The organism is Paraglaciecola mesophila (assembly GCF_009906955.1).
Classification (GTDB): domain Bacteria; phylum Pseudomonadota; class Gammaproteobacteria; order Enterobacterales; family Alteromonadaceae; genus Paraglaciecola; species Paraglaciecola mesophila_A.
The window spans coordinates 63,839-90,768 of the sequence record NZ_CP047657.1; the positions used below are offsets into that span (position 1 = coordinate 63,839).

Annotated in this window: 22 protein-coding genes; 14 read left to right on the forward strand and 8 right to left on the reverse strand. The window is 39.7% G+C overall.

Features of this window, described 5'->3' with window-relative positions; all coding sequences use genetic code 11:
- The first annotated feature begins 11 nt into the window (after nt 1-11).
- Nucleotides 12-1,106 (forward strand): hypothetical protein, encoded by a 1,095-nt coding sequence (locus FX988_RS21480; RefSeq protein ID WP_160182297.1) that lies wholly within the window; start codon nt 12-14, stop codon nt 1,104-1,106.
- A 180-nt stretch (nt 1,107-1,286) separates the two neighbouring features.
- Here the strand turns inward: FX988_RS21480 and FX988_RS21485 are convergent, their stop codons facing one another.
- From FX988_RS21485 to FX988_RS21495, 3 genes are all read right to left on the reverse strand, one after another.
- Nucleotides 1,287-2,561 (reverse strand): DNA cytosine methyltransferase, encoded by a 1,275-nt coding sequence (locus tag FX988_RS21485; protein ID WP_160182298.1) that lies wholly within the window; start codon nt 2,559-2,561, stop codon nt 1,287-1,289.
- Nucleotides 2,562-3,345: 784 nt separating this feature from the next.
- Nucleotides 3,346-4,095: a hypothetical protein gene (locus tag FX988_RS21490; RefSeq protein WP_013755104.1), complete on the reverse strand. Its 750-nt coding sequence runs from the start codon at nt 4,093-4,095 to the stop codon at nt 3,346-3,348.
- A gap of 174 nt (nt 4,096-4,269) precedes the next feature.
- Nucleotides 4,270-4,482, reverse strand: a complete 213-nt coding sequence (locus FX988_RS21495) for a hypothetical protein (RefSeq protein ID WP_160182299.1) — start codon at nt 4,480-4,482, stop codon at nt 4,270-4,272.
- A gap of 200 nt (nt 4,483-4,682) precedes the next feature.
- Here FX988_RS21495 and FX988_RS21500 point away from each other — a divergent pair, with 200 nt between their 5' ends.
- Complete coding sequence (locus tag FX988_RS21500) at nt 4,683-5,060, forward strand: hypothetical protein (protein ID WP_254700806.1); 378 nt, start codon at nt 4,683-4,685, stop codon at nt 5,058-5,060.
- Nucleotides 5,057-5,287: a hypothetical protein gene (locus FX988_RS21505; RefSeq protein ID WP_160182300.1), complete on the forward strand. Its 231-nt coding sequence runs from the start codon at nt 5,057-5,059 to the stop codon at nt 5,285-5,287. Before FX988_RS21500 ends, FX988_RS21505 begins: the two co-directional genes overlap by 4 nt.
- A gap of 288 nt (nt 5,288-5,575) precedes the next feature.
- Here FX988_RS21505 and FX988_RS21510 read toward each other — a convergent pair whose 3' ends face one another.
- Nucleotides 5,576-6,043 carry a hypothetical protein gene (locus FX988_RS21510; protein ID WP_160182301.1) on the reverse strand — a complete coding sequence of 156 codons (468 nt, stop codon included), beginning with the start codon at nt 6,041-6,043 and terminating at the stop codon, nt 5,576-5,578.
- Between the two features lie 683 nt (nt 6,044-6,726).
- Entirely contained in the window at nt 6,727-7,848 is a 1,122-nt protein-coding gene (locus FX988_RS21515; protein WP_160182302.1) for a replication protein RepA, read from the reverse strand.
- 127 nt (nt 7,849-7,975) lie between these two features.
- Between FX988_RS21515 and FX988_RS21520 the strand changes: the two genes are divergently transcribed.
- Nucleotides 7,976-9,118, forward strand: a complete 1,143-nt coding sequence (locus FX988_RS21520; RefSeq protein WP_160182303.1) for an AAA family ATPase — start codon at nt 7,976-7,978, stop codon at nt 9,116-9,118.
- Nucleotides 9,111-10,079 (forward strand): ParB/RepB/Spo0J family partition protein, encoded by a 969-nt coding sequence (locus FX988_RS21525; protein WP_160182304.1) that lies wholly within the window; start codon nt 9,111-9,113, stop codon nt 10,077-10,079. Before FX988_RS21520 ends, FX988_RS21525 begins: the two co-directional genes overlap by 8 nt.
- Nucleotides 10,080-11,245: 1,166 nt before the next feature.
- Here FX988_RS21525 and FX988_RS21530 read toward each other — a convergent pair.
- The 3 genes from FX988_RS21530 to FX988_RS21540 form a co-directional block, all read right to left on the reverse strand.
- Nucleotides 11,246-12,148: a DNA replication terminus site-binding protein gene (locus tag FX988_RS21530; protein ID WP_201751687.1), complete on the reverse strand. Its 903-nt coding sequence runs from the start codon at nt 12,146-12,148 to the stop codon at nt 11,246-11,248.
- A 128-nt stretch (nt 12,149-12,276) separates the two neighbouring features.
- Nucleotides 12,277-13,473, reverse strand: coding sequence for a type II toxin-antitoxin system HipA family toxin (locus FX988_RS21535; RefSeq protein ID WP_013755326.1), 1,197 nt, complete (start codon nt 13,471-13,473; stop codon nt 12,277-12,279).
- The gene (locus FX988_RS21540; RefSeq protein WP_013755325.1) at nt 13,463-13,753 is read right to left on the reverse strand and encodes a helix-turn-helix domain-containing protein; all 291 of its coding nucleotides are present in this window, start codon (nt 13,751-13,753) and stop codon (nt 13,463-13,465) included. Before FX988_RS21540 ends, FX988_RS21535 begins: the two co-directional genes overlap by 11 nt.
- Nucleotides 13,754-15,096: 1,343 nt before the next feature.
- Here FX988_RS21540 and FX988_RS21545 point away from each other — a divergent pair.
- The 9 genes from FX988_RS21545 to FX988_RS21590 all read left to right on the forward strand — a co-directional run.
- Nucleotides 15,097-16,191 carry a hypothetical protein gene (locus FX988_RS21545; RefSeq protein WP_160182305.1) on the forward strand — a complete coding sequence of 365 codons (1,095 nt, stop codon included), beginning with the start codon at nt 15,097-15,099 and terminating at the stop codon, nt 16,189-16,191.
- A 277-nt stretch (nt 16,192-16,468) separates the two neighbouring features.
- On the forward strand, nt 16,469-21,178 hold the full coding sequence (locus FX988_RS21550; RefSeq protein ID WP_160182306.1) for an RHS repeat-associated core domain-containing protein: 4,710 nt from the start codon (nt 16,469-16,471) through the stop codon (nt 21,176-21,178).
- A 5-nt stretch (nt 21,179-21,183) separates the two neighbouring features.
- Entirely contained in the window at nt 21,184-21,561 is a 378-nt protein-coding gene (locus tag FX988_RS21555) for a hypothetical protein (protein WP_254700807.1), read from the forward strand.
- Between the two features lie 765 nt (nt 21,562-22,326).
- Nucleotides 22,327-22,665: an IS66 family insertion sequence element accessory protein TnpA gene (gene tnpA, locus FX988_RS21565; protein ID WP_254700808.1), complete on the forward strand. Its 339-nt coding sequence runs from the start codon at nt 22,327-22,329 to the stop codon at nt 22,663-22,665.
- Nucleotides 22,662-23,012 (forward strand): IS66 family insertion sequence element accessory protein TnpB, encoded by a 351-nt coding sequence (gene tnpB / locus FX988_RS21570; RefSeq protein ID WP_013784480.1) that lies wholly within the window; start codon nt 22,662-22,664, stop codon nt 23,010-23,012. Before tnpA ends, tnpB begins: the two co-directional genes overlap by 4 nt.
- Before the next feature lie 86 nt (nt 23,013-23,098).
- Nucleotides 23,099-24,601 carry an IS66 family transposase gene (gene tnpC, locus FX988_RS21575; RefSeq protein WP_160182308.1) on the forward strand — a complete coding sequence of 501 codons (1,503 nt, stop codon included), beginning with the start codon at nt 23,099-23,101 and terminating at the stop codon, nt 24,599-24,601.
- Nucleotides 24,602-25,011: 410 nt separating this feature from the next.
- On the forward strand, nt 25,012-25,308 hold the full coding sequence (locus FX988_RS21810) for a hypothetical protein (RefSeq protein ID WP_254700809.1): 297 nt from the start codon (nt 25,012-25,014) through the stop codon (nt 25,306-25,308).
- Nucleotides 25,309-25,902: 594 nt separating this feature from the next.
- Nucleotides 25,903-26,547 carry a GNAT family N-acetyltransferase gene (locus tag FX988_RS21585; protein WP_160182309.1) on the forward strand — a complete coding sequence of 215 codons (645 nt, stop codon included), beginning with the start codon at nt 25,903-25,905 and terminating at the stop codon, nt 26,545-26,547.
- A gap of 94 nt (nt 26,548-26,641) precedes the next feature.
- The coding region (locus FX988_RS21590; RefSeq protein WP_160182310.1) for an AAA family ATPase at nt 26,642-26,930 on the forward strand (289 nt) is incomplete at its 3' end.

The window sequence follows — 26,930 nt, forward strand, 5'->3', positions numbered from 1 at the left end:
ACAGAAATGTTATGAGAAAGAAATTGATATGGTTTTACTTATTTCTGAACGCACTTCTCTTTGGGTGTGGGGGAGATAAAGTGGGAAGTGGAGATGAAGACCAAACAGATAATATAGATGAAATCGTCGTTACCATTGAGGCTATAGATTCAATGTGGGTGTCTGGTCCAGAGAATGTAATAACTAGCTGGAACAACCAACTTCTAATACCCTCCTCTTCTGGTTTACTAACCATCAATTTAGATGAAAATGGATTTATTGATAGAACTCATTTATACGTTGAAAGCCCATTTCCATTATTTGAAGTGCAAAATAATATTCTAGCGGCTCATGATACAAATAAAATAATTTTCTATAGCTACGATGGCATTGAGCTCGATGAGCTCTCTCGCACTGACGAGCAGGCACTACGACAAGTACCTTTTACATCTGGAAATGATTGTTTTTATTGGGTAACGACAATGTCTGCAACACCATTTTCTAATACGGTTTGGGAGGCTTGTAACGTAGATAGTGGCCTTGACAGTAATATAGTTGTTAGTAGCGATACCTTTATAACAAGTATTATATCTCTACCGGATGATCGCTTAATCACTGTGGGTAAGGGGGAATTAAATACGTTAGTGTCTTTATACAAAAAACAAGGCGAGAGTTATCAACTCCTTTCAACAGTTAGAGAGCCAAAAACTTGGAGTGTGCTGGATTTAGAATATAGAGACAATTATATTTATATTGATTCAGGACCATCTGACAATCCCGATTTCTTAGGAGAAGGCGGCCTCGTTCGGTTTAGTTTAGCAGGTGATATCATAGCTAATAAAACAAAATTATCAGGCATCATTACCGACAATGCTAATTATGACCATCTTGCATTTAGCCCACATGGCATTATTCTAGGGAATGATAAGAAAATTGTTCATTTTTTAATAGATAGTCAAGGCAAAGTTGAGAAAATAGTGAGTGCTGACGTAGCAAATAGCGTTGCTTCCATATTTGTAAAAGGCAATTACATTATAACGGTGCTGAGAGCTCCCCCCAGTAGCTTTAGTTCAAATCAAACAGAACCTACTGGGGTTTATATTTATAGCTTAAACTCAGTGATGTAAAAAAATCGACGTGACAAAATAGCTCTTTTTTTACGCTGTAGTTGTTAGGTTAATTATTGTGGTAGACAGTGGAAACTAGGATATTAAATATCAATAAAAATTCTCTTACGAGCATATTTTATTGTAAATTCTGATTATTTAACGGGCCGAATTAATTCGTCCGGCACAAGATTATTTACTTTAAGCAGCCAAGTAATCACCGAAAAGTAAATCAAACATATTGAGCTGAGCCTGTACTTGTTTACGGGGGCGCTTAACTAAGTTACATATCGCTTCACCGATAAATTGCGCTATACCCTCTCCCTGCTTCATATCAATCCCCTGCCCTAAACCCTCATGACTGGTAGTAACCGTGGTATCGGCCACCAGCATTGGGTCACACTGTTTAGCTAAGGCATGTTCTTTAGGGGTTAACAGGCGTTCCATGGCATCTTCACGCACTATCATAGGGGGCGTTGACTGGCGCTTTGCGTATAGGCGGTTAATTACACCAATAGACTTTGCGGAGCCGGTTACCAATTGGCGCTTAAATCCCTTCCCGTTTGCAGCATCCCGAATTGCTTTTTCTTTTAGGTACGTATTGTCTGACCACATTCCATCATCGTGAGCTATCGGCTCCATGATTTCACCTAGGGTTGCATAAGGGCGTGGGAATGACGGTATAGTGCTTTGTGTGTTGAACGATAAACCTTTTGATACGGCAATAAACCAATAGCGGGGGCGTTGTTCAAGTGAGCCTGATTGTTCGCTATCTAAATTCGCTTCGTACACGTTGTAACTAAGCGCCTGAAACGTCGCTTTGATAAGTGCATAGGTTGCACTGTCCTGTGCTTCAGGAACGTTTTCACTGACGTACACGGCAGCGTTGATACGATCTAGAGCTTTCATCAGGCCGTAAGCACCTGCTGCATCTTTTGAGTGTTGCTCAGCTAATGTAATTTTGTTCTTTGCTTTACCGCTCTTTGAATGGCCTCTGCATGACAAAGAAAACTGGCAAATGTTAACGCTTGAGTATTCGTCTAGCTCAACCATCTCAAGGGCGCTATTGATGATTTTAGTGTCTTTGGTCACAGCTGGGTTATTGCGTATTGCAACATCAAGGTATTTTCTCGCACGGTCCGCTACCCATTTTGTTTTGATGCTATAGCCTGCGTTTTTAAAGCCGTGGTGCAAGGCTAGTGTGCTCATGCCGATACCAACACAAAGCGTTCCTTCTGTTAACGTCCCTACGTTACAGGCTTTTTCAAACGACGCTTCACGCTCTGCTTTTCGCTTCTCACTTGTGTGTACTTTAATTGTAACGCGCCCGTATTCAGCATGAATTTGAACTTGCTCTGCATCACCAGTGAACTCAGCGAAGTCTTTGTTGCAAACATCAATTACAGGCTTCTTATGCTGGCAACCTCGAACCGCCTTTCCGACAACCTTAAGTGGGCCTGTTCCGTCTAGCTCCAAAACGATACCTTGTGGGGTTGTTGTGCGCGTATACGTGACGCCTTTTTACAAAACCATTGCGAGCAAGAATTTGGCCCTCGATGAAGGTGCGCTTTGCATTCTTATGTGGTGTGCAAGCTAAAGTAATGAAATCTGACATATTGCCCCCTAGAGCTATTTAATTTAATGGTGTTGCTGATAGGGTTAACGTATATATTAATCGGGGTGTATCAAATTAAAGGGGCGATTTGAGGAGTGGATTTTTTACCTTTATTTACATCTTGATCACTGACTGTCTTGCAAGCAAACGATAAGATTAATTCAAATAGTTTTAATGCTCCCCCCCGAGCCTGTTCCAATAATTTTAATGAAACCCTTTTTATTGCGGTTGTTTTATAAACAAATAAGTTAGCTATAAGAAATAAATTAGACAACTAAGAGGTAAAAAATTTGATTTATATATTAATTGACATTTTTGTTTCTTTTGGCTCTGCAAGCGTCCTTTTGTTCAAACTTTCAGGCCGAATTAGATTTGACCGTTACAAACTAAAAATTGATGGAATGAGAGGTTATATTGAATTGAAAGGCGTTAAAATACCTTATCACATGGAACATAAAGTGCTTCAATGGAATCTTACAATCAAGTCTGCTCAAGAGAGTCTATATAAGCCCTATGGTTGGTTGACGATATCTAGAAAGTGGAAATCAATTGAACTGTTTTAGCATCCGATTGCCAATGCCCCTTGCACGGGGGCATTTATGCAGTAAATATTTTACTAGGCTTGCTTGGCCAAATACCAAACACTTAATAAGGATTAAGAGAGCACATCTCGGTATTACAAAAAATATTACCTGTTGGGTATGCTCTGAAGCGATTAACGATCCAGTCTTGCGAGCCGTAGTATCCATTTGACGTATGGAAATCAACTCGGAGCCCCCCCCCAAGTCCGCTATTTAATTGCATTCCAAAGTCATATATCATTACAGTTAAGGACGTATAAGAACCTGAGCTGGTTTTTCGAATACTATTTTCATTAGCAATCACTACAATCCTTTCAATTTCTTCAACGTTATTTACAAAAGCTGCCCCGCTTGATTTCTGGGAGGGCTGACTCAAGCTAGCGTCCAAACCATTTAGAACTGAAGTCAACTTTTCAAATTTATCCTCCTTTCGCAGTAGTTCTGTCATATCCATCTGCATGTAATCAGCAAACAATTCCTGATTCTTTGCAAATATTGATTCAATTTGAAGGATTAAAGAGTCGGGGACGTTTAAACCACTTAACTGTAAATCTCTTGCTTCAATATATGCAGGATGTGTCTGGATGTCGATAAAGTCTGGAAGTACACTAGAAGCATTATCAGTTGCATACGCGCCACTAAATTTAAAGTATTCCTTGGGCGTCATTCCCAAGTAAGTTGCAAAGTCATTAAAATTGTAAGCTTGCGAAACAACACGCTCTTCTTTAATTTCATCCGAGGCGACCGCTGCACAAACCACAGGGCTCGTCGCTAGAATCAGGGTCGATAAAATAATTGATTTGAACATTTTCATAGCATTCCTTTAATAATAACTCGTTAAACGGTAAAAAATACGCTCTTTTTTGATTATTAACTGTACAACTTAAGATTACAAGAAATCTTATAAATCTCAGAGCTAGACCTCTATCGCATAAGCATGTACCTTTATTATTCCTCCATAAGTAATTGAAGGCTCGCATCATCAGGATTAGGCTAGGTTTTGGCGAACCTGATAGACGTCTTGGCAAGCTATCATTTCGTGAGTAGCGATGACGTGGCCGTCTTCGTTGATGTAATCATTTTGCATGTCTTGGCATTGAAGGCTTGATTTAGCTGTTAGGGATAATTTGCTGACTAATGTGTCAAACGCATCTTTACTTGCATCTACAAAAGGTTGGGTTGTGATATCTGAATCAGTCATTGTAATTTCCTGCTGTTGGTTAACTGTATTCAAAGTCTCAAATGCTGCTATGAACAGTGCAAAAAACTGGGATGGCCTTTAAATGGATTCTTTGCTCCAATACTTTATGTCGTCGTATTTTCAAGATTGTATTAGGTGCCTGACCAGGCATAGAGCTGACCTTATAAATTGCTAAAATCCTGCCATATGTGACGTTGCTTTTGAGTCAAATACACCAGTTTGCAACGTACAAAGAAGCAAACGCCATGGCGGCAACCCTTGATGCTCAAGGTATCGAGCACCCTTCATTTCAATGCGGTGATTTTATTGTGATGTGTTGGGCAGAGTTGCAAACAGTAAAAAGCAATCCGTTCGTGCTCTATGACGAAGGTGAAGAGGAAAGCGTCACAGGCTCAATAGGATACGATGCTGAGCTTGGTCTTAGCGTTAACATTGATGGATACGGTTTAATCGCTTATATCGAACAATACGACGGTATAACGCGCCTTTTTGTTTACGATGATGTAGAACAAGATACGCCAAGCCACACTATCAAACTACCTTGTTTACATGCGCCAACGGGTGAGGTGGCAGCATGAAGCACTCATTGATCAAATACAGAAAAGTCTATGCTGCCATTAGCGAAGATACGCGCAAAACAGGGGTATTTTGTATTGGTGCTGGCTGGGTTGGTATCTTAGTTGGGAAAGACAAAATGACCGGATACATGGGCTTAGCAATCCTATTAAGTGGTTTATTTCTGAGCGCGATTGGCATATATTTAGAGCATAAACTGTCTACAGCAGTAACAGGAGAAGACCTATGAGCGTTCCTTTTATGATTGGTATATCCATCATGGTAAGTCTTGGTATAGGCATTTTAATTGCGTTTAACTATCACACGAAGGTTGTTGAAGATTAACTCCCAAATTCCCCAAAAAAATTGCAGTATTAATTCAATACCTACTTCGGTATTCTCAATAAAATTTTCTGGTAGATATCCGCTCTTTGAAATTACTAAAGTTAAGCTTACTCTGATGTAAGGAACAACTCTTTTTATTTAAAGTTAAACAAACCATAATTTGTTTAATAGTTTATTGATTAACTGTATTGAGCTAATACCAAGGAATCTCACACTGATTAATTTCTAATGCTGTTTCGACAGATTTTATATTCGCATTCGGGGAAAATGCTAAATCTAGCAAGTCGGTTGCACGATTACCAATAAAGCTGTAGTCGTTGGCTCTACTGTAACCGTTAAAGTGACTTGTTCCATATCCAACCCATGAGCCTTGCCCCCAAGAGTCATTATAAATTCCAGTATAGGTGGTGCCTGATGTGCCAGATAAATTTGTACTCGTGAAGCTCGTATAAGCCTGCACTAACCTAAGCACTAGAGTCTTTGCTAGCTCGATACCTTGAGCTTGGCGTATACTTGCATACTGTTTTGTTAAGTCGGCGCAAATAAAATTTTTGGTTGGTAAAAAGTCATAAGCTTCAGAATGAGTTAGATTTGCTATAGAAAGTCTATATATACTTTTTGAAACAGATCTCAACATCTCGAGGGTTGTTGTTTGCTTCACCTGTTCATACTTCTAAGTACCAACTTAGTACCGCATTTGATCGTTTGAATATTTCAGATGCAGAAAAGTTGTTAGTGATAGATAAGCTGCTTAACAATAATATGACTGTGTGGAGAAAAAAACTAATGATTCTAAAGCAGACCTTCTCAGTGTAAGTTTATAAAAAGCCCCCTGCCCTGCTCTTCTGGCTCAAGAATTGGTAGTTAATGTTCGTGTAGGTTTTTTACTTATATATTTTTTTACTTTAGAGATACTTGAAAGATCTACTTGTAGTCTTCTACAAGCTAGGTTTTTAAAGGGATACAGGGATGTGCCCTCTGAGTTGATCGATGCGACTCCGACATGATCGCTATGTTCTCCTATTTGATCGCCGAATTCTCTCAGTTGATGCTATAAAACCTCCTACTTCATACTATAAACCCTCTTAGATCATGCTATTTGAATTTTATCATTCCCTGCCATTTGTCCCGCTGAGTCCTCTGTAAGTCCCTATAATACTAGAAAGATTTATAAAAATATAAAAAAAAATAGAAATATAAATCCAATAAAAATTAGGCAAATAAGTAAATTTTTTTATTAGATCGGTAATTTTTTATATTTGTGAATAGTATGAAGTAAGAGGTTTTTAATAAATATAAAAAAACCAGCTTAGAGCTGGTTCTAAATATTTTAGGAATTATTGTTTATCGGGCTGTTACTTGAGTTTTACTCGGAATGATTACCATCGCGTTATTCTTGATAAGTATATTACACTCTGGCCAGTATTTCTTTACCAGTATCAGTGCTTTTTCTGCTTTGTCTTTGAACCTCCAAGCCTCACCCTCTATGCCAAATTGCTTCATTAGATCTTTCAGTTTGATGGCGATTAACCGTTTGGTATTCGTACGGTACGAGATGAACGCATATAAGTCCAAAGCCAACGGACTTTTCTTTAAGCTTTTGATCGTTTCTAGGCTAAGTGGCACTGGATGCGATTTAATCTCCTTGTAGTAAGTATCTGATAGCCTCACTGTTGCTTCGGCTCGTTCTGTCAAATTTCCTCTTACTATCTCAAAAGTGTGTTTCTCATCGAATAGCTTGAAACTTTTCTTGCTCGTTCTTATTTCTATTGTTCCGTTATCCAACAGTATTTTTTCTTGCTGTTCGTGGCCGAATTCAGTTTTATACAGTTTTTCTAGTTGCCCCATAACTTGGTCATTTGTTCCACCCTCCACGTATGATGCGGCGTAACCAAGTGACTCAACAAATTCTTTAATGTTCTGGCCTAAACTAATAGTGTTAGAACTGTATTTAACCGCCATTGTGTTCAAATAAAGAATAATAAGGCGCGGAATGCCTCCCCAAGGTAAGGTTTCTTCGCCGATGGAACTAATAGTTAATTTATTGTTCGGGTATTCGGTTACTAGAACTTGTTTATTCGTTTTAGATGTAGGTAATGTGTGGGAGCAAAAGGTGGAATATTGATAGCAAATATCTTGATCACTTTGCTGCTCTAGTTCTTTAAGCGCGTCCTCTACTTGTTCAGCGATACTCGTTTGGTCTGTTATCGTAGGATAAATTTTAACGAAAGCGTCCGTTACAGCACGCGGCGTAAATTCGTCAGCTGTTTCTATTGCTTCATCCAATGCACTTTTGACTGTTTTTGGATCATAGTGACAGTCCCTAATATTATGAAGGTTAAGGGCTGCAGAGTGCAGAGCTCCAATATGGATATCTTGACCCTCAAATAAACTTCTTAAGTAGAAAAGATAGTCTTCTTTGGCTGCTAACATTCCTCTTTTTATGTCTGAGGTTTCGTTTTCCATTAGAAATCTTCTTAGTTTTATATATATTGAAATAAACGTTAAGTTTTATTTTTTTTTATATTTTCTTATATTAGTATAAGTAATAAGAACTAACGCGATTTTTACACGAAAGAAGGAAGCAGATCAAGTGGCTGAATCATCACTTAAAGAAGTTACAGAAGCTATGGATACGCTTATCCAACATGCTCGCAACCAAGGTATTGCTCCGCACTCTAGAAGAAAAATGAGGCTTTTTTCGACTAAAGAGGTCTGTAACTTAATTGGAAAGAGTACTACGACTTTATACAAGGCTGAAGAACAGGGAATCATCAGCAAGCCTGATCTTAACCCAGATACAGGTAGACGTCTTGGGTATACTTTGGAGCAAGTAAACGCTCTTCGCAACCATTTTGGGATCGTTCCTAAAGCTAAGCGCAAATCGCCTGAAAGTTTCCTTGGCATCACCACTGCTCTTTATAACTTTAAGGGAGGGGTTGGTAAGACTACGACAGCTGTCAATATTGCTCAGTATACCGCTTTACAGGGATTTAAAACGCTTTTAATAGATATGGATTCACAAGCAAGTTCTACTGCGTTATTCGGAATAATTGCTGATGAAGAGATTTCTGAAGATGAAACTGTTCTGCCCTACACGCTCTACGGAGAACAGAACTCCCTTGAATACGCTATAAAGCCTACTCATTTTGATGATTTATATATTATCCCTGCTAATCAGCATTTGAGTAGTTCAGAGTTTGAAGCTGCTTCACAGATTAGTGGCGGATCGGCAGATGAAGCGCTCGAATATTTCCAGCGCTTAAGAGACGGTGTGGACACGATTAAAGACCAATTTGATTTTATCTTTGTTGATGCTCCACCAAGTCTAGGAATTATTGGTATTCAGACCTTGCTTTCAGTGGATAACATCATTATCCCCTGCCCGCCTAGAATGCTTGATTTCGTTAGTACTCGTCAGTTCCTTGAAACCGCTACCGAATATGTTGGACGAGTAGCGCAAGGTAAAACGTTTAATAGTATTAAAGTCATGGTCTCTATGTATGACCGTCGTAATTCCATGGCCAGAGAGTTTATGGAAGTAATGGAAGCTGTGCTGGATTCTCATATGTACTCTAATCAAATGCTACATTCTGAATCGATTGATAACTCTTCTGCTGTTTTTCAAACTCCTTGGGAGTCTGAGAAACCTGATAAGCGAATCACTGAAAATATGCGTGGCCTCTTTAATGAAATTATCAAAGATTTAGCCAGAAGGAGTGGATACGATGGTTAAGCGTAGAAATAACATTGGTGGTTTGTTAGATAAGCTCAATGATAAAAAAACCGATAGCGAACATGTTGAGGTTGTTAATACAGATGCTGGTAATGCAACACAGACACGAAACCCTGCGATAAAGTTGGCAATGGGAACCTCCGAAAAACGGGCCAAGTCCGTAAAAGAGCCGATTCTTTATTTGGAACATGACCAAGTCATCATGTTCAAGTACCACGATAGACATACTAGTTCGTTAGATACAGTAAAAGTTCAGCAAATAAAAAGATCCATTACTAAAGAAGGGCAACACTTTCCCGGTATCGTCAGAAAAACGGACAAAGTTACAGCGGATGGGCGCATTATTTATGAACTAATAGTTGGTCGTGTTCGGTTTGAAGCCAGTCGTTCTGTAGGTGTTTTCAAGGCGTTTTTGCGTGATTTGAGTGACGCTGATGCCACCAAAGTTATGTTGTCAGAAAATGAAGACCGTCAAGATATTACCCCTTATGAGCGTTGGCTTTCTATTCTGCCTTTGGTTAAAGATGGTATTTTGTCTAATAATGAAATAGCCGAATTGATTGGTTGGGATAAAGGAAATCTATCTCGTAGTTTAAAAGCGCGTGTTTTTTACGAAGAAGAGAACATGCAGGATGTCCTATTAGACGTAACCAAGGTAAAGCTAAATCAATTGATTGAAGTGGCAGCTCTTTATGAAAAAGATAAATCTGGTGTCCGAGAAGCAATTGCTTTTATTAAAGAGAATTACCCAACTAGGAAAGATAATCTGTTCCTTAAAGCGGTTATCAAACATGTTTCTGATGTGTTAAATCCAATTGCTAAAACGTTATATTTAGACGGTTCAAAGATGACAGCAAAGAGGGTAGGGGACCGCATTAGCCTCAATTTTGTTGGGTTACCTGATCGTAGTAATGTAGACGAGATTATCAATGCACTGGAACAAATTGGCGCATTTAAGTAGCTCGGTCTTTTTTTCTAGTTTTAGTTTCAATCTTCTGTAATACATCTCGTTAGTTGCCAGTTGTAATTTACAACTGGCTCTCTTAATCTAAATTTTCTTTACACTTATCCTCCCCTAACTCATTTGACACTTTTCACTCAGAAATCGAAGTAAAGTAAGAAGGGGTTGTATATTACAACACTCGGTTAGTCCCATTCCATCTCTGGATTCGAACTCTGAGTATTGGCGGTTATCACTAAAAGCACCGTTGTAAATTACAACACCTGCCTAGTCCCATTCCATCTCTGGATTCGAACTCTGGGTAAAGGCGGCGATCATTAAAAGCACCGTTGTAAATTACAACACCTGCCTAGTCCCATTCCATCTCTGGGTTAGAACTCTGGGTAATGGAGGGGGTCATTAAAAGCACCGTTGTATATTACAACACTCGGTTAGTCCCATTCCATCTCTGGATAAAGTTGGAGCACACTAAGTGTTGCGGTTATAAACCCCACGGCCGGGATAGCAACATCCAGCAAAATGACAGAATAAGTTATTGTTTTATATTGAATTTCCTAATTTATACTCATTAATTATATTGAACATCTGACTATATTTTGTGGACTATGATACTTGTACAGCTGTGCTAAAGCTAAACTATCTTTTAAAGCCAATGCCTATCTAATCTTTGAGGATAATTTACATTTCATGGCGTAGATATTAGCTAATATCTACGCCATGAAGCGACCAGGGAGGGAAGGGGAGAGGGAATAAAGGTGAACAGAAATGTAATTCTATCTTGAACAATTAGTTATTAAAGATAAATTTGAAGTGATTAAAAAAGAAGTGATCCACATAATGTCAGTGTGAAGAAATCATTTGTAATACTCAATCAGGAAATGTCAATTTAATGAAAAGTTAAACAAGATCGCGTGTCAAAAATGACCCAAAGCGTTGCCTAGTAACGTGTGGGTTTTAGAGTATGTGTGCTCTAACCTTTGGAAAAGCCTTAGCAGGAATTGAAGTGACCCTCAATAGTTGGACATTCCAATTACTGGGCGGCTTTTTTTTTAGCAAAGTATTGTCGTAACACTAGTATAGAAAACACTTTTAATAAAGACGACGTTATGTGACATGAACGACGATCGCTAAAAGTTGCGGTTGTAAACCGCCTCGACAGGGATAGTTTAATGAGATTCTGAGTTCGCACTATTGCGCTCAGTATACAAATTCATTCTCTTAATTAGCAAATGCATAGAATCTTCCTTTCTCGATCGATTCTGCTTTGTGCTGGCATCAAACGATTCCAAAGGAGTGAAATAAGCGGGTTTGTTAAACGCAATGTAGGGCAGTCCAGCACTATAACCTAACGCGGTATTTGCATCTTTCAGCCTAATAGATGCCTCGGGGCGCAATTTTATTCTCCGACGGATAGTAAAGGTCTCATTTCTCTGTTTCTCAATTAGAGATTTATCTGCGTCTAAAACTGCTTTCCAACTCTGGATTGAATGAGATGGTGGAATAGTAAACATTCCGCTCTCAATTTTTTCTACCAATTCAGTTTTCGATAAATTACTTACTCTGGGTCGAGAAACCCAATTGAAGTTGATTCTATGAACATCGTCAAAGCAGTAAATAGAACGGTACACAGTTGTCGTAATCAAATGCATAAAACGGTCATGCACTTCTTTCCACTTTTCTAGTGCTGTATCGCTTAAAGTAAGAACACCGGCTTTAAATGCCAACTTCGCTGCGTTAACCCGCATGACTTGTGCAGATATTTCGGACTGACCACCTGAAACGACAATAAGACCAGGATGCTTAGTAACAAAACGCCGTGAAAAAGAGCTGTCGGGAACATAGAAGTCAGAGAATGCTTCTAGACTGCGTTGCAATGCCTCATGGCCCGTTAAGGTTGTCACTTCGATATTTGAATAGCCAAACTCAATAATTGAATTCTCTTCATCCTTGGTGACTAATGGTACATGAAAATAGCTACACAACTCTGGTACAGCCTTTTCACGCAGCAATATTCTGAGTTCTACAATTTCAGCTTCAAGAGCCGACATTAAATCTATTAAATTTGCCATAATTAATTACTGTATTTAAATACAGTTTAATCTTACCCAGCATTAGTCAGGTGGTCAATGTTTGTTCTCTTAAGTCAAAGAAGGTTAGGGGAATCAAAAGAAAGCATCAATGCGAATCAAACGTTGATTTAGACGTCGGGAATGACAAATTCGAGTCGTTCTAGGTCTCCTCCACCCACGCCATGAGCAGCAAAGTAACTTGGCCATTCAGTGCATAGCTCTTTGACATTATTTATAATTTTTTGTGCTTTATCGGCTCTTAAGCCAAACCGCATTGATTGACTTAGTAGGTTACTGATAGTCCCTTCACGCCCTTCTTGTCCGATCCCAATACCATGTTGTTTGGAATTATTGATAGGCAAAACGTCGTAGGCGGGTGATAGGCCCCACCTTTTAGAATCAAAGTGGTATAGGAGTGCATGATTGCGAGAATGATCATCGGTATTTCCCATAAAAACATTGAAGGCCATTCTCTTATAGAGGTCGTGGGCATCTAAGGGGTTATCACCATATTTCATAATAAATTCAGCTAAGAATCCATATGTGTATGTTGTCTGCATCGACTGACTATTTAGTTTCGGCAAATTGAAGATTGAGTTTGCGCTTAGGAAGTGTGCAATTGGCCGACCTTTTAATAAATCGAACCGCTCAACGAGTAAAATATCACTTCCATGTGAATGCAAAGTCGATGTATTTGCGACTTTGCCCCCCAATTCTTTAAGCATTGTCATAGAGGCATGTTCAACCTTAACGGTATTAAACAGGTCGTCCGGTCGGTTAAATTTGGCTAGGTAAGACCTATCGCCATCTTGGACAATCGTTTTCGGCCTAGCTCCACCCATACTTGAGCCATATTCAAATGCTTTTTTAGCTTCTTCAGGAATTGCTTCATCTCTTAAAATGGCATCTTTGGCCCTTAGCAACATGGGAACGTCACCAACCATATTTTTGTTCCACTTAGGTTTTGAAGCAGATTGAGACAAGCTAAACACAAGCGCACCAACTCCCATACCAGAGCCGGCGAGTAAAAATTCGAGTTTATTTTTTGGTTTCGTTTTGTGTAAAGAGAGAATTACCTTCTCTCCCCAAGAGTCTGCTCCGGCATCAGTCAAAGCGCCGAATAAACCATTCCTAGCCGAGGTACTAAAAACCTCATCGCTGAGTGGAAGGTTAATGGGATCTAGTGGAAAAGCATCTGGACGCCCTAGATAGCTTTTACCATACCTGAACTGACCAGGCTTACCGTTGTCTTTAATGCGAGTAACACCACAGATAACGGGCGTATCTTCTAGGCCATCGATAAAAACATAAGCTTCAGAAGTCATTAGAAAGGCTCTCTACTTCTTTTCGTGATTTACGCACAAGTTTGTTACTGGTAGCGGATAGCTTCTCGTCAACCAAAGCCTGAAAATCGTCGATTAAGTCCAATTGCTCCATCACTGCAAAAAGCAGTTTTGCATTGGCGCCACGTCCATTTTCGATTGCAGATATAGTGTTACGCCCAACGCCTGTTCTCAGGCCTAGCTCTTCCTGATCCATTGAAAGGGTTCTGGTACCTTTAATAAGCTCGCCTAAAGACAAAAGTAAATGTTCAGTTTTATGCATGATATTAAGTACGTAAGGTTATTTATGCACAAAATATAGTGCAAAAGCATACTTAGGTCAATGTGTGCAAAAGTAGGCATAAGTTAACTAACGCATTAAATAGTATGCAATAAAGTCGTTATTGATAGGCGTCTCCTTCATTCTATTTGAAGGGTAGGCTAAAAGTTAAAGACGCTCCGCTTGTCACTTCGCTAATATGTGGTGAAAACAGCTTGTGGATAAGGCATTTTGCATAGTACCTAACAGTGATCGTTTTAGTGCCTTTGAATGATCTTATACTACCTAATATGCCCATTTTGAATGAAGATCATAGCTTCTAATGTGGATAAGTAGACATAAACAGTGCTAAGAAACTACCTTTTATTGATCGAAAGCCATCGTTTTGTGGATAAAATTGTGAATGGACTGGGGGTTGAAAATCACTTAGTACCTTAGAGTGATCTTCTATAGTACCCAATAAGCGCATTTCATGGCACCTGCTAGTGATCACGCTTACTACCTAATACTGTATGTAATAGTACCTAATTCCACATGCTTTAGTACCTTGTAACCCCCAGACTTCAACTCAATGCCATATGAATCAAGGCTTTCAATGCCACTCCCCTTATACCTAACCTAAAAGAAGATCCCTATATCCTAAAGCATTTCCCTTTAATCCTATCCTTAACATAATAAATTGCTAATTATTATGTTTGGAGAATTTAACAAGGAATTTGAACGAGTATTTACTTAAGCAAAGGCCAAAATAGTGCCTAATAAGCCCAAAAGACAGGAAATGGGCTAGATAGGTACTATTAGAAATTGCTCGGTGCTAATTAGGTAGTATTAGTCATTACAATGGGGGCGAGCAGGAAAGCAATAGTGCCTAATTAGCGCAAAGCGGGCTGATTAGGCACTATTAGACCAATATGAAACGGATATTTGATTGTTTGTTAAGCAATTGAAGGTGATTGAAAGCCTAAAAACTCTGAGAAATTAGTATTTGGGGCTAACTAGGTACTATTGATTTGAGGTGAGGGGATGTTTTGCAGTGTTCGTGGCCTAAGCAAACTAATCAGAGTGAAAAATAAGCTAATAATAGTCATGCTTACAACGGCTGAATGGGCTTATTGGGTACTATTACACTATCGCAGACTTTCAAATAGTACCTAATAAGCCCCATCCAATAAAAAACTCTCATAAACCAGATGTATACGCGAAAATACGAAATATGCGTTAGATTCCAGATGAAACAAAAAAAGATCATTAAAAGGTACTAAAACGATCAATATAAGGTGCTATTACCAAGTGGCACTCAATAAATTGTTCGCGTAAATTTACATCAATTGAAAAAGGAAGCGCCCATGTTACCTGATTATGTAAACCAAGAACTGACACAAGATGAGATCGTAGAGCTCGAAGAACGCCAGATGGATTTATTCATGTTGGTGGACGAGCCGGATAATTGTGATGATGGTTTACAACGTTTCAGTAACACGATAGGCGATATAGATTTAATCCCGCGTTTCATTCGTGGTCGAAACCCAGCGATAAAGGGTTCTCAAATCAGTGCAGATCACAATTTAATTGTCAGTAATCCATATTCAGTCGGTAACAACAAACTTATTTGCGACATTCACCCTGCAACGATAACCCGCAAAGAAGACGGCAAGATTGTCTCTTATTTAGCGTACCCGGGTGATAAAGAGGAAGTCGTCGAGCAGGTTTTATTCATGATCGCCGCAAACGGGGGATTAACGAAAAAGGCCTTACCTGGCAGTTCACCGCGTTATGGTGTTTATTTCACTTTGTATCAAATTCGGGAAATTCTGAAAGAGATAGGTAAAACCAAACCTTATGACGTCATTCGAGAAGCATTAATAATCTTACGTGACAGTAAAACACGTGTTCGGGTTGATAGAGAGGGCAAAGAGATCGCTATTACAAGTGATGTTTTTGCTGATGCAGTATTGGAAACGACAGGGGCCGGTCGCGCAAAAGATCGGTGTTTCATTTCATTCTCAGATTATGTTGTTGAGCAATTATTCGAATTGAACTATTCGCAGTTTTCATTTGATAGAACCTTGTCACACAAAGGGACTTTAGCCCGGTTCTTACACAAGTATCTCTGTTGCAATTGGCGAAACGCATTCACAGGTGGAAATTACAAGTTGATAGTAAATGATGTGATGGCGCAATTTGGTAAATCTCAATTAAGTATAGAAGAGAAGCGCCGGAATATGCGCGGAGCATTATCCTTACTAGTTGAAAGTGGTCATATAACGTCGGTGCCAAGCTCAGCTGACAATACGTATATCATCACTGCAACAAGCAAATTGGCGCAAGAGATAAAGTTATCAATGTACAAGAAAAGTGGTTTGAAAAAATTATCTTCGAAATTGGTAACCGGAGAAATTACGGCACTGCCTCAGGCTAGGAGATTTTCAGTGGAAGCATAAACTGCCCACGTAAATTTTTCCTAAAGGAATTGCGACTTAGAACTGAGGATATTAACCGAACCATGATAAATTATGATTTTGTTCGCTTTTAATCGTTGTATAGGACATCTATACAATTACTATTGATTTTTGTGAGAGTTCGTTTTAACTGAAAATTTATCCGTTCTAACCATTAAAAATTTCGATATACATTTCTTTTTCGGTAAAAAAATTTGACATACTTATAAGCTCACTTTAACGTGAATGCCTGAATTTTCATTATCTAAACGGAATTGATATGTCCCCCTCAGCTAATCTACATATGATTGTCATTCTATTTTTTTCACTTTTTGTAGCTGCTGAAACAACAGCACAAAGCAGTATTGCGTCTCTAGAACTTAATAAATCAAAGACTACACCCGAACAAGAAATTCGTACTAATGACGCCCCTAGATTATCAGCAATAGATAATGGGGGAGGAAGCGGAACTCCATCATACTCGACTGAACTTGGTGCCGAAGAGTTCAATAAACGTCAAACGACATATTCATTGACACCAGATACGACTGACTTATTTGGTGAATCAATTGACATGAATTCTGGCTCCCTGAGTTTTAGTCAAATGGATATCAGTCTTCCTGGAAACAATCAATTAGAAGTAGCTGTAAGACGAAGTTTTAAAGGGGCAAGGTTCACTTGGGCAGACGATTTGACTATGGGCGACTGGTCACTTGATATTCCTTACATCCATACAATTCAGGTATTAGGAAATAATGGTTATTCAGGGCTCTGGGCAAATGGGTACGAGTGCTCTGGTAACACTCCTAATGGTTTAGTAAGTCACCTAGGAAGTGTATATGAGGCGGGGCAGTATTGGACAGGAGACACTTTGCATGTGCCGGGGAAAGTTAATGATAAGTTATTGCGAAATGACGGGGTGATTGCGCCGGCGCAATATCCAAAAGTTACTCTGTCTAATTGGAAAGTAAGTTGTATTGATAGATATGAGAATGGTAAGCGTGTGGGTGAAAGTTTTGTAGCTCATTCGCCTGATGGATTAACCTATACCTTCAGTAAATTTAAACGTATCAGAGCTCGTTCAATAGGAGCACTAAGTCGATACAACACTTATATGTTGGTCACTCAGGTAAAAGACCGCTTTAACAATACTGTTGATTATCACTACAATGGCGATAATTTGAGTTATATCGACTCCAGTGACGGACGACGTATTGACTTTTCTTATCAAAATAGCGCGCACCATTCTTACGTCACCTCAGCAACAGCAAACGGACGTCAATGGATATATAACTATGGTAGTACGTCGTTAATAAGTGTGATTAGACCTGATGGCAAGTCATGGCGTTTTTCTCTAGATCTCTTAGGGACGAGTCAGCCTTATGAGCTTTACAATTCTTGCCCATCGGGCACGGACCTTTCTGGACCAACCAATTTTAATGTCGAAATGACACACCCTAATGGTTTAACAGGCACTTTTAATATTAGAGATACATTGCAAGGTCGCTCTAACCTACCTAGGATCGTAACCACACTGCTAGGTGATAAATACATGACTAGGTGCCAAAACAATTTGTCACTGAGAAGTAAAACCTTGAACGGTCCGAAAATAGGTGAACTTACATGGCAATATAGTTATTCGCAGAATCATGGTGCATGGAATACCGGAACTCAGTCTTTTACTAATTTATCATATTCAGCAATTGATAAAGCTAATACTAGTCGGGGTTTGCCAAGCACGGCAAATAGTAAACATAGTAAAACTACTACTGTCATTTCACCGGATGGCAGTAAAAGTGTTTATTTCTACAATCGCGATTATACGAGCTTTAAAGAGGGTAGCTTAGAGGCCATCGACAATTATGATACAGATGGAAAATTACTCTCGCGCACTGAAATGACATTAGTAAGAGGTCAGCGGATAGGCCTAAGTGGTATGCTAGATGATAATTATCAGCCCCTTCATTACCGAACTCATATAAGCCAGAAAAAGCACAATGTTTATGACCAAGGAGTCCAAACTTACACAACTGCTTACAATGGTTTTGACATCTACGGTAATCCAAATATCGTAATAGAACAAAACAGTTTTAACGGTAAAAAGCGTTATACTAAAAACACGTATTTCAACGATACCACCCATTGGTTGATAGGGTTACCACATACTAAATCAATCTCAAACGACGGTAGCAATTACAAAGAGCTCAGTAAAACTATCTATCATAGTGCCACTGGAAGTTATAAATCATTACCTTATGAGCATCAAAAATTTAGTCGTTGGTACAAACGAAATTCGAGCTACCATACGAGTGGCGTTAACGCGGGGCTACCTAAAAAAATTGAATACAATGGGACAAATCGTTGGGTTGAGTTTTCTAATTATAAACGCGGCATCGCACAAACTACTAAGACACCACAAAGCCTAAGCACAAATCCTCAGTATGCTTATAAAGAAGTCGATAGTAACGGTTGGGTGACCAAAGTGACTGACTTTATGGGTAACTGCTTCAGATACGGCTATGACAGTTTAGGACGTGTAAGCCTAGTGGACCCCTGTAATTCATATTGGAACAACACCCACATAACTTATGAAACAACGAGTGGCACTGATGGTTTTTCATACATTGAAGCCGGCATGTTGAAGCAAACTATCAGCAAGGGTAATTATAAAAAAGTCATATACTTTGATGGTTTACTAAGAGCGAATATGACTAAAGAGTGGGATACAGATAGAGAATCAGTCACCCAACGATTTATGCGAACGGAATTTGATGCGTTTAATCGCCCTACCTATCAAAGTAAGCCCTATGCCTTAAGTAATACACCTTATGGTATATCATCAACCTATGATGGTTTAGGAAGGCCAAAGGTCATTGATGATAACACTACGTCTGGTGCTATTAGTTATAGCTATTTATCAAATAACCGTGTGCAAGTTAACGACAATAGAGGCCATACAACAACAACGACATATTTGGCTTATGGAAGCCCAGAAACAAACTTACCAACACTCATTGCTGCACCACATAGTGTAAATACATCAATGACCTACAATATTTATGATAATTTGACCTCTGTGAGTCAAGGAGGGATTACAGAGTCTCGATTATACGATGGTTACCAGCAACTATGTAAAACTGTGCGTCCCGATGTGGGCAATACCGCTTTTTCTAAAAACGCGCTGAGTGAAGTGAATTGGCTTGCTAAGGGTAGTTCGATTGATGGAAGCACCATGGTCTGTGACAATAGTGTTAGCGCTTCTGATAAAGCCACTTATGCCTATGACAATTTAGGAAATGTGAAGTCAATCTCCTTCGGAGATAGCACACCGACTAAAACATTCGATTATGACAAAAATAGCAATCTAACAAGTCTTAATTTCGGTGGAGTGATTCAAAACTATACCTATAACGATTTAAATTTACCTGAAACTGAGCGCTTGAGGGTAGACAGTTTAGATTGGACAATTACGCACACCTATAATGCTAATGGTGATAAACACGCGATTCGCTATCCAGGGGGAGGTAATTTAGTTTATCAACCAAATGCACTTGGACAACCCAGAAATATTGGTAGCTTTGCCAACAGCGTTACCTTTCATCCAAATGGTCAGTATAAATCTTACAACCATACAAACGGTTGTGTGAATAACTTAACTCTACACACCAGCGGCTTGCCCAATATTCAACGCAGCCTATGTGGTGGTACCATTAATGCGGTGTATAACCAATATACCCATGATGCTAACAACAACCTCACGTTTTGGGATGATAAACAGTCAAATAGCTACGATTTGCGCTTTACCTATGACAGCTTAGACAGGCTAGACAACATCAGAAATGGTTCCAATAGTTTAATTGGTGATATGAATTACGACACTATGGGTAACATCACCAAGTTTGATTCTATCAGTGGTACGATTAATTACAGTTACAACAGCAGTAAACGTCTTACCTCAACCAGTGGAATGCGGGCTTATACATTTAGTTACGATAACCGCGGTAATGTTACTGACAATAGTGTACACAGTTTTGGTTACAACTTAGCCAACCAGATGACAGAAGCTAATGGTAATACCTATGTGTACGATGGCTTCAACAAGCGAGTAAAAACCATAGATGGTAAAGGCACTCGTTATTCTATGTACAGTTTGGCAGGTAAGTTGGTGCATGAGCGCATAGATGGTGCTAATCGCGAATACTATTACTTAGGCAGTCAATTAGTGGCACAGCAAGGTGCAGGTGATACAACCTATATCCATCCAGATATATTGGGTAGCAGTGCAGCTAAGTCTAATAGTAATGGAGATGTCAGCCGACATCGCTATGCACCTTTTGGTTTAGACTGGGGCAAGACCACCGGTGAAGCTGGCGTGAACGAAATCGGCTATACCGGCCATAAACACGACAGTGATATAGGTTTAACCTATATGCAGGCACGATACTATGATCCAGTTATCGGTCGTTTCTACTCGAATGATCCGGTTGGATTTAATAACGTTCACAATTTCAATCGTTATGCCTATGCGAATAATAACCCTTATAAGTACACAGATCCGGATGGTAATAATGCTATAAGAATATTTGCAAGACTTGTTAAAAATCCTGTCATGACTTATAGAAGTGCTAAACGTTTCTTAAGAGAAAATGGAGTCCTTGCACCTCTACCACCAAGAGTTGATAACAACTCCGAAAGTGATGTACCTGAAAGTGATAGTGGATCATCAGAAGGTAAATTGCCAAAACCACCTACTGGTCCCGGTTCTGTTCCTAAAGAAGAAAGAGATCCTAAAAGGTTATTCACACCCGGTGAAAGAGAGACTAAACGTGATGAACAAGGTGGAAAGTGTGCGAATGGATGTGGTACAGATATAGACTCATCAAATTCAGCAGGGCATCATATAGATCGACATGCTGATGGAGGTAAAACAGTGCCGGAAAACCATGCTGAGGTTTGCACAGATTGTCATAAAGACTTGCATAGGAAATAACGACGATGACAGTACCTATAGTTAAAGATGAAGAAACTCAACAACCTATTCCTACTATATGGCGGGATACAATAGTCAAGATTGTTGATGCAATTAGGTTTAACAATATTGATGATTTTAACGCTATACCATATGTTAAAGGTGTCTCAGAAAAGGACGCAGAGGGTTTTCAAGAAAACATAGAAGATTACGGATGTCGGCTTACAAACTTACCTGATGCGACGTGGCAATCCTCTACTTGCCAGTGGATGAGAGAGTATTGGGATGCATTGATTGATCTATACACCGTTGAAGAAGGTGAAAGTGATTTGGCCCTATACCTAAGGGTCCATGAAAAAGGACAGAAATTTGAATTTGAAGTTATGTCTATTCATGTTGGTTAAGTAGCTCAAATTGATGGAAATCAGCCTTTTTTGAACCCAAAGCCTCGCCCTAGCAGACCTAAGGTTTGCACTCGCGGGGCTTTTTATTGTTCTCAATAAAATCTGAGGGGTTTTATTTTTGGCTGCTTTTGAAGCCAAAAAGGTAGACGAGTAAACACTTTCGTTTACTAACGGTAAAGTGTTCTCAAGTCAGAATTTATGATTACTTCAAGTAAACGATATCGTTTACTGAGGTGGTTACAGCGGAATTTTTTCTGACTGTGGTGGGATTAGTTTTTGCTAAGGTTGAATAACGGCTGAGCAGTACTGAAATCAACTACATCGCCTCGCACTCGCGGGCTTTGATTTCAGAAGAAACAGCGCTAACACAGCAAACTTATAATTTCATCAAACTCGCCTTTGTGCCATTTTCCAAGTGACACTTTCCCATCTGGCGTTTTGCGTTCAAGGTAGTCTGGGTAATGGGGTTTTTTCCCATATAATGTTTCCCCTTGAGTTAGCAATTTTCGGCTTAATTTTCCTGATTTACTGTCATGCTCAACCTCATCGGACAAAGCCAGTTAATTTTTAACCGTGTCCGTCCGGTAATCCCCACATTCAATTCATAGGTTTTCTACGTCATGGTGCTCTCTTTGTTAAGGAGAATGACCATGGCGCATCATCAACGAAGAGAAGTAGAAGACTGGCTCAATTTATTTGAGCAACAGTGTCCGTCCGGTAATCCCCACATTCAATTCATAGGTTTTCTACGTCATGGTGCTCTCTTTGTTAAGGAGAATGACCATGGCGCATCATCAACGAAGAGAAGTAGAAGACTGGCTCAATTTATTTGAGCAACAAAAACAAAGTGGACTCACAGCGGTGGCGTTTTGCCGCCAGCAACAGATTAATGTCCAAACCTACTACACCAGGCGACGTGATATTCGGCTTCAGCGTACTCACGGCAAGTTCGTTCACGTCAAACGTGAAGTAACAAAGGTTGAGTCACACACCGAGGAGACCGGTGGCGAACTTCTTCTGCAACTTGGGAGCGCTCATCTTAGTGTGCCAACGAATGTTAGCCCTCACTGGCTTGCCGCCGTGATGAAGGCACTAGCTGAATGAAGATGTTTGTTGAGCCTGCCGACGTTTATTTATACATGGATATTGTCGACTTCCGTAAATCGATTAATGGCTTGATTGTAGTGGTCGAACAGAACATGGAGCTCAATGCCTTTCGTGATGCGCTGTTTGTGTTTTGCAATAAAAAGCGCGATAAGCTCAAAATACTCTATTGGGATAAAACGGGCTTTGCGCTTTGGTACAAACGTCTCGAGAAGCATCGGTTTAAGTGGCCTGTCGATGCTAACTTACAACATCTGAATGTAAGTGAACAGCAGTTACAGTGGCTGTTATCAGGCTACGATGTAATAGGCCATCAGCCGTTGCACTACAATGCATCTGGCTTATAACCTGTGATCATAAGTAGCGATTAACGATCACGAAATCGTCTTAATAATGTCGGGAAATCAATGCCTTATTGCATGATAATAAGGCCATGAATATTGATATCGAAAACTTACCTGATGACCCAGCAACATTGAAAAAGATGTTGTCGCAGGTGATGTCTCGCTATCAATATCTTGAGGAGCAGTTTCGTATTGCCCAGCATAAACAGTTCGGTCAAAGTACCGAAGGTCATCCTGGGCAAGGTGAGTTGTTTAATGAAGCGGAAGCGCTTGCTGTTGAATCAGATACGCAAGAAGAAGCCATAAGCTACACCCGTAAAAAGCCCACACGTAAACCGTTACCCAAAGACCTACCTCGTGAGGTTATCGTTCACGATATTAGCGACGAAGAAAAAGTCTGTGGCTGTTGTGCAGGTGAGCTACATCGCATTGGTGAAGATAAGTCAGAAAAGCTTCAGTTTATTCCTGCTCAGGTAAAAGTGATTGAGCATGTTCGCCCTAAATATGCGTGTCGTACCTGTGAGAAAGACGGTATTAGCAACACAGTAAAACAAGCGCCTGTACCTCACAGCGTTATCCCTAAAGGTTATGCGACCCCAAGTTTATTAAGCCAAATCATTACCAGCAAATATCAGTATGGGTTACCGCTGTATCGACAAGAGTCTATGTTCAAACAGCATGGTATCGAATTAAGTCGTAAAACCATGGCTGACTGGATAATCCGCTGCGCTGAGCTATTTAAACCGCTTTATGACCAGCTCCATCAACATATCCTGAAACAACCGGTTATCGCGGCGGATGAAACCACGCTGAAGGTCGTTGAATCTGAGAAAGTGAATAGCTACATGTGGTTGTACGCCAGTGGCGCTGACTCACCTAGCGGTAATATCCCGGGAACAGAAATACCTAATATCGTGCTGTACGACTATCACAATAGTCGCGCTGGGCAATGCGCCGTAGACTTCCTTAAAGGTTACAGCGGCTACTTACAAGTGGATGGCTATCAAGGCTACGAGCAAACGCAAGCCACACTCATTGGTTGCTGGGCACATGCACGCCGTAAGTTCATGGAAGCCAAAAAAGGCGCAGGTAAGAAAGGCAGTGGCAAAGCGGATTGGGCACTCAATCACATCCAAAAACTCTACCGCCTAGAAACCCAGCTAAAAGATAAAACGGTAGAAGAGCGATATATTACAAGACAAGAAAAAAGTGTGCCGTTGCTAAGCCAGCTTCATATGTGGCTAATGAAATCGGCTCAACAAGTGTTACCCAAAACCAAGTTGGGCGAAGCGATACAATACTGCTTAAACCAATGGAAAAAGCTGGAACGCTATACACTCGACGGGTTACTGAGTATCGATAATAATCGCGCTGAGCGCGGGATAAAGCCGTTCGTCATAGGTAGGAAAAACTGGCTGTTTAGCCAAACGGCCACAGGCGCAAACGCCAGCGCTGTTCTCTACAGCATCATCGAAACGGCTAAAGCCAACGACCTGAACGTATTCGAGTATGTGATGACTTGCCTTGATGAACTCAGCCAGCCCGATGTCAATATCGAGCAACTGCTACCATGGCAGTTTGCTAAGCGCTAGGTGGAATTATCGGACGCTTACTTTTAACCTATCTGCTATTTTCGGACCAAACTCTGTTGACCCGTTCAAAGATAAGCAATACAGAAACTTTGTTGATTTATTGGTGAATGAAGAAGAAATAAATTTCGGAAGTTATGAAGGACATCAGTATGAGAATTTAAATTATTTGGTAGAAAAAATTACATATTGTAGTTGATTAGCTTACTGGAAATTTTTCATACTAACATGATACGTCATAAATAAGTCACCCTTTCCCAACAGGACTTTGCGATCGACCACACAGACAAAGAAATTGTGCTTAGCAATCTTGTTGAGCTTCGCGATGATGTTTGGCAAACGATGCCAAAAAACGCTCGCAAAGCGTATCTCGGATTTATGATCTCAGGCCTACTTGGCCATCATAGTATTAAGTGAAAATTAGCTTCTATCCGATTTTTATTGGTATTTATGAACTCCCTGACCCATGGAAGCACTCAAAACTTTTTACTAAGTTTGTGTCCGAGCAACTCAAGCAAAAACCCGCTGCACAGAAGCAAGCCAAGCCTCTTAAATTACGCGATGCAGTCCTTGTTAATGTCGCTCTCGATACATTGTTTAGTGTGTCTAAAATCGTCGGTATAGAGTTAAAATACATCGATTGGGATGCTAAAACAATTTTTGCACCAAAATCAAAAACTGACCAATCGGGTGAAGGGTTTTACGGTTAGATCTCGGATGAGACTGCAGGTTTACTTAAGCGGTGGATAGAAAAAGCTAACATATTAGTAGGTTTTTTATTCAGAAAATTATCGCCAAAACAAACAGTGCAAGCCGAGCCGATGCAATACCAGGCAAGTAAAACAGGGATGGCTAAGGTTCGATAATATTAAAAATCATCTTAATTGACACCTAAGTGCCATTTTCTTCCGTTTAAGTTTTGAAATTTGAACTGCAGCCATGTACGTAAAGCGGAAGTTTGCACTAGAAAAATTGACTGACGTCAATGAGCGATCAAGAGTCCCTCGACTGATTCTACCCTTCTGTATTCACTAAAATAGCTGACTAAAATATTTTTGATTATTTAGGCGTAAACCCCCTGTTTGGATATACAAGTTAAAGGGCTTTCCCATATATTCAGGAAAACGACCCAATCGCTCGTTTTTGTTCTTATCATTTTATCCAGATCGCCAGTTTTCCTTTATGTAGCAATATGATAGTTAGTTTGGTATTAATAGCGGAAGTATAAAAATGAGCGATGCGTCGGCAGAAAAACGCGCAAATCGCGCTATATTAAATTGTTATGCTAACACATGGAACGACGTATGAATTTATTTGATATATTTCCAGAGGAATCTATTCGGAGCAAGTTTTCTCAGGAAGTCGTTATTAAAACTAGAGATAGAAAGAAGCTTGGAGAGATTTCTCAGATAAAATCAGGCTGCATGGCTGAGATCGGAGGAGGAGCTTGGGATAGATATGTCCAAAATAATCCAGACTGTAATAAACAAGCATTAGCATCATTTTTCGACGAAAACTCTCCAAAAATATATCTTGCAATGGAGCGCTACACTGGATTAAAAGTATTAAAGGATATTTTGTATATTACAGCGGATGTAATTGATACAGAAATTGAAGAAACACAGTGTGCTGAACTGTTGCTCGCCGTAACATGGCCTAATGTCTTACGAATATCTGATGTTACATTTGTGAACCCCTACGCGCCAATACCGGAGTCCGAAAGACGGTATCGTTTCCAGTATTTTAAAGGGCTTGGGCTATTTCAAGAACTACTTAAAAATTGCGAAAATTACTGCAAAGAGAAAGGAATTCAAGAGATAACACTAGCGGCTGCTTATATAGACCTTGTTCCGTTTTTTGAGAGTTATGGTTTTCGCGTTGAAGATACTCCAGCAGGAAGAGCTTTCTTGGAATTTGAAGAAGGCATTCCTATGCATAAGGTACTATAAAAATGCATAACAATCGGCTCCACACAGACGCCCAAGCCGGGCGTTATGCGCCTAAGCCGTCATTGGCATCAATTATAATATTCAAGGATAGAACATGTTTGAAAGTATAGAAATTAAAAACTGGAGACAATTTGATTCTGTGAAGATTGATTTCCATCCTAACCTCACAGTTATTACAGGAGCAAATGGCGCAGGAAAAACAACAGTTTTAGGAATGTTAAGTCGTCATTTTGGCTGGAATATTCAATATGCTAGTACACCAAGGAAAGCTAAAAAAGGGTTAGTACAATATCTATCAGATTTCTGGTCTGAGTCTTCACCTAAGAGGCTCCCTCAAAATAAAGGGCAAATTGAAATTGGTAGCATTTCTTATAAAGGACATT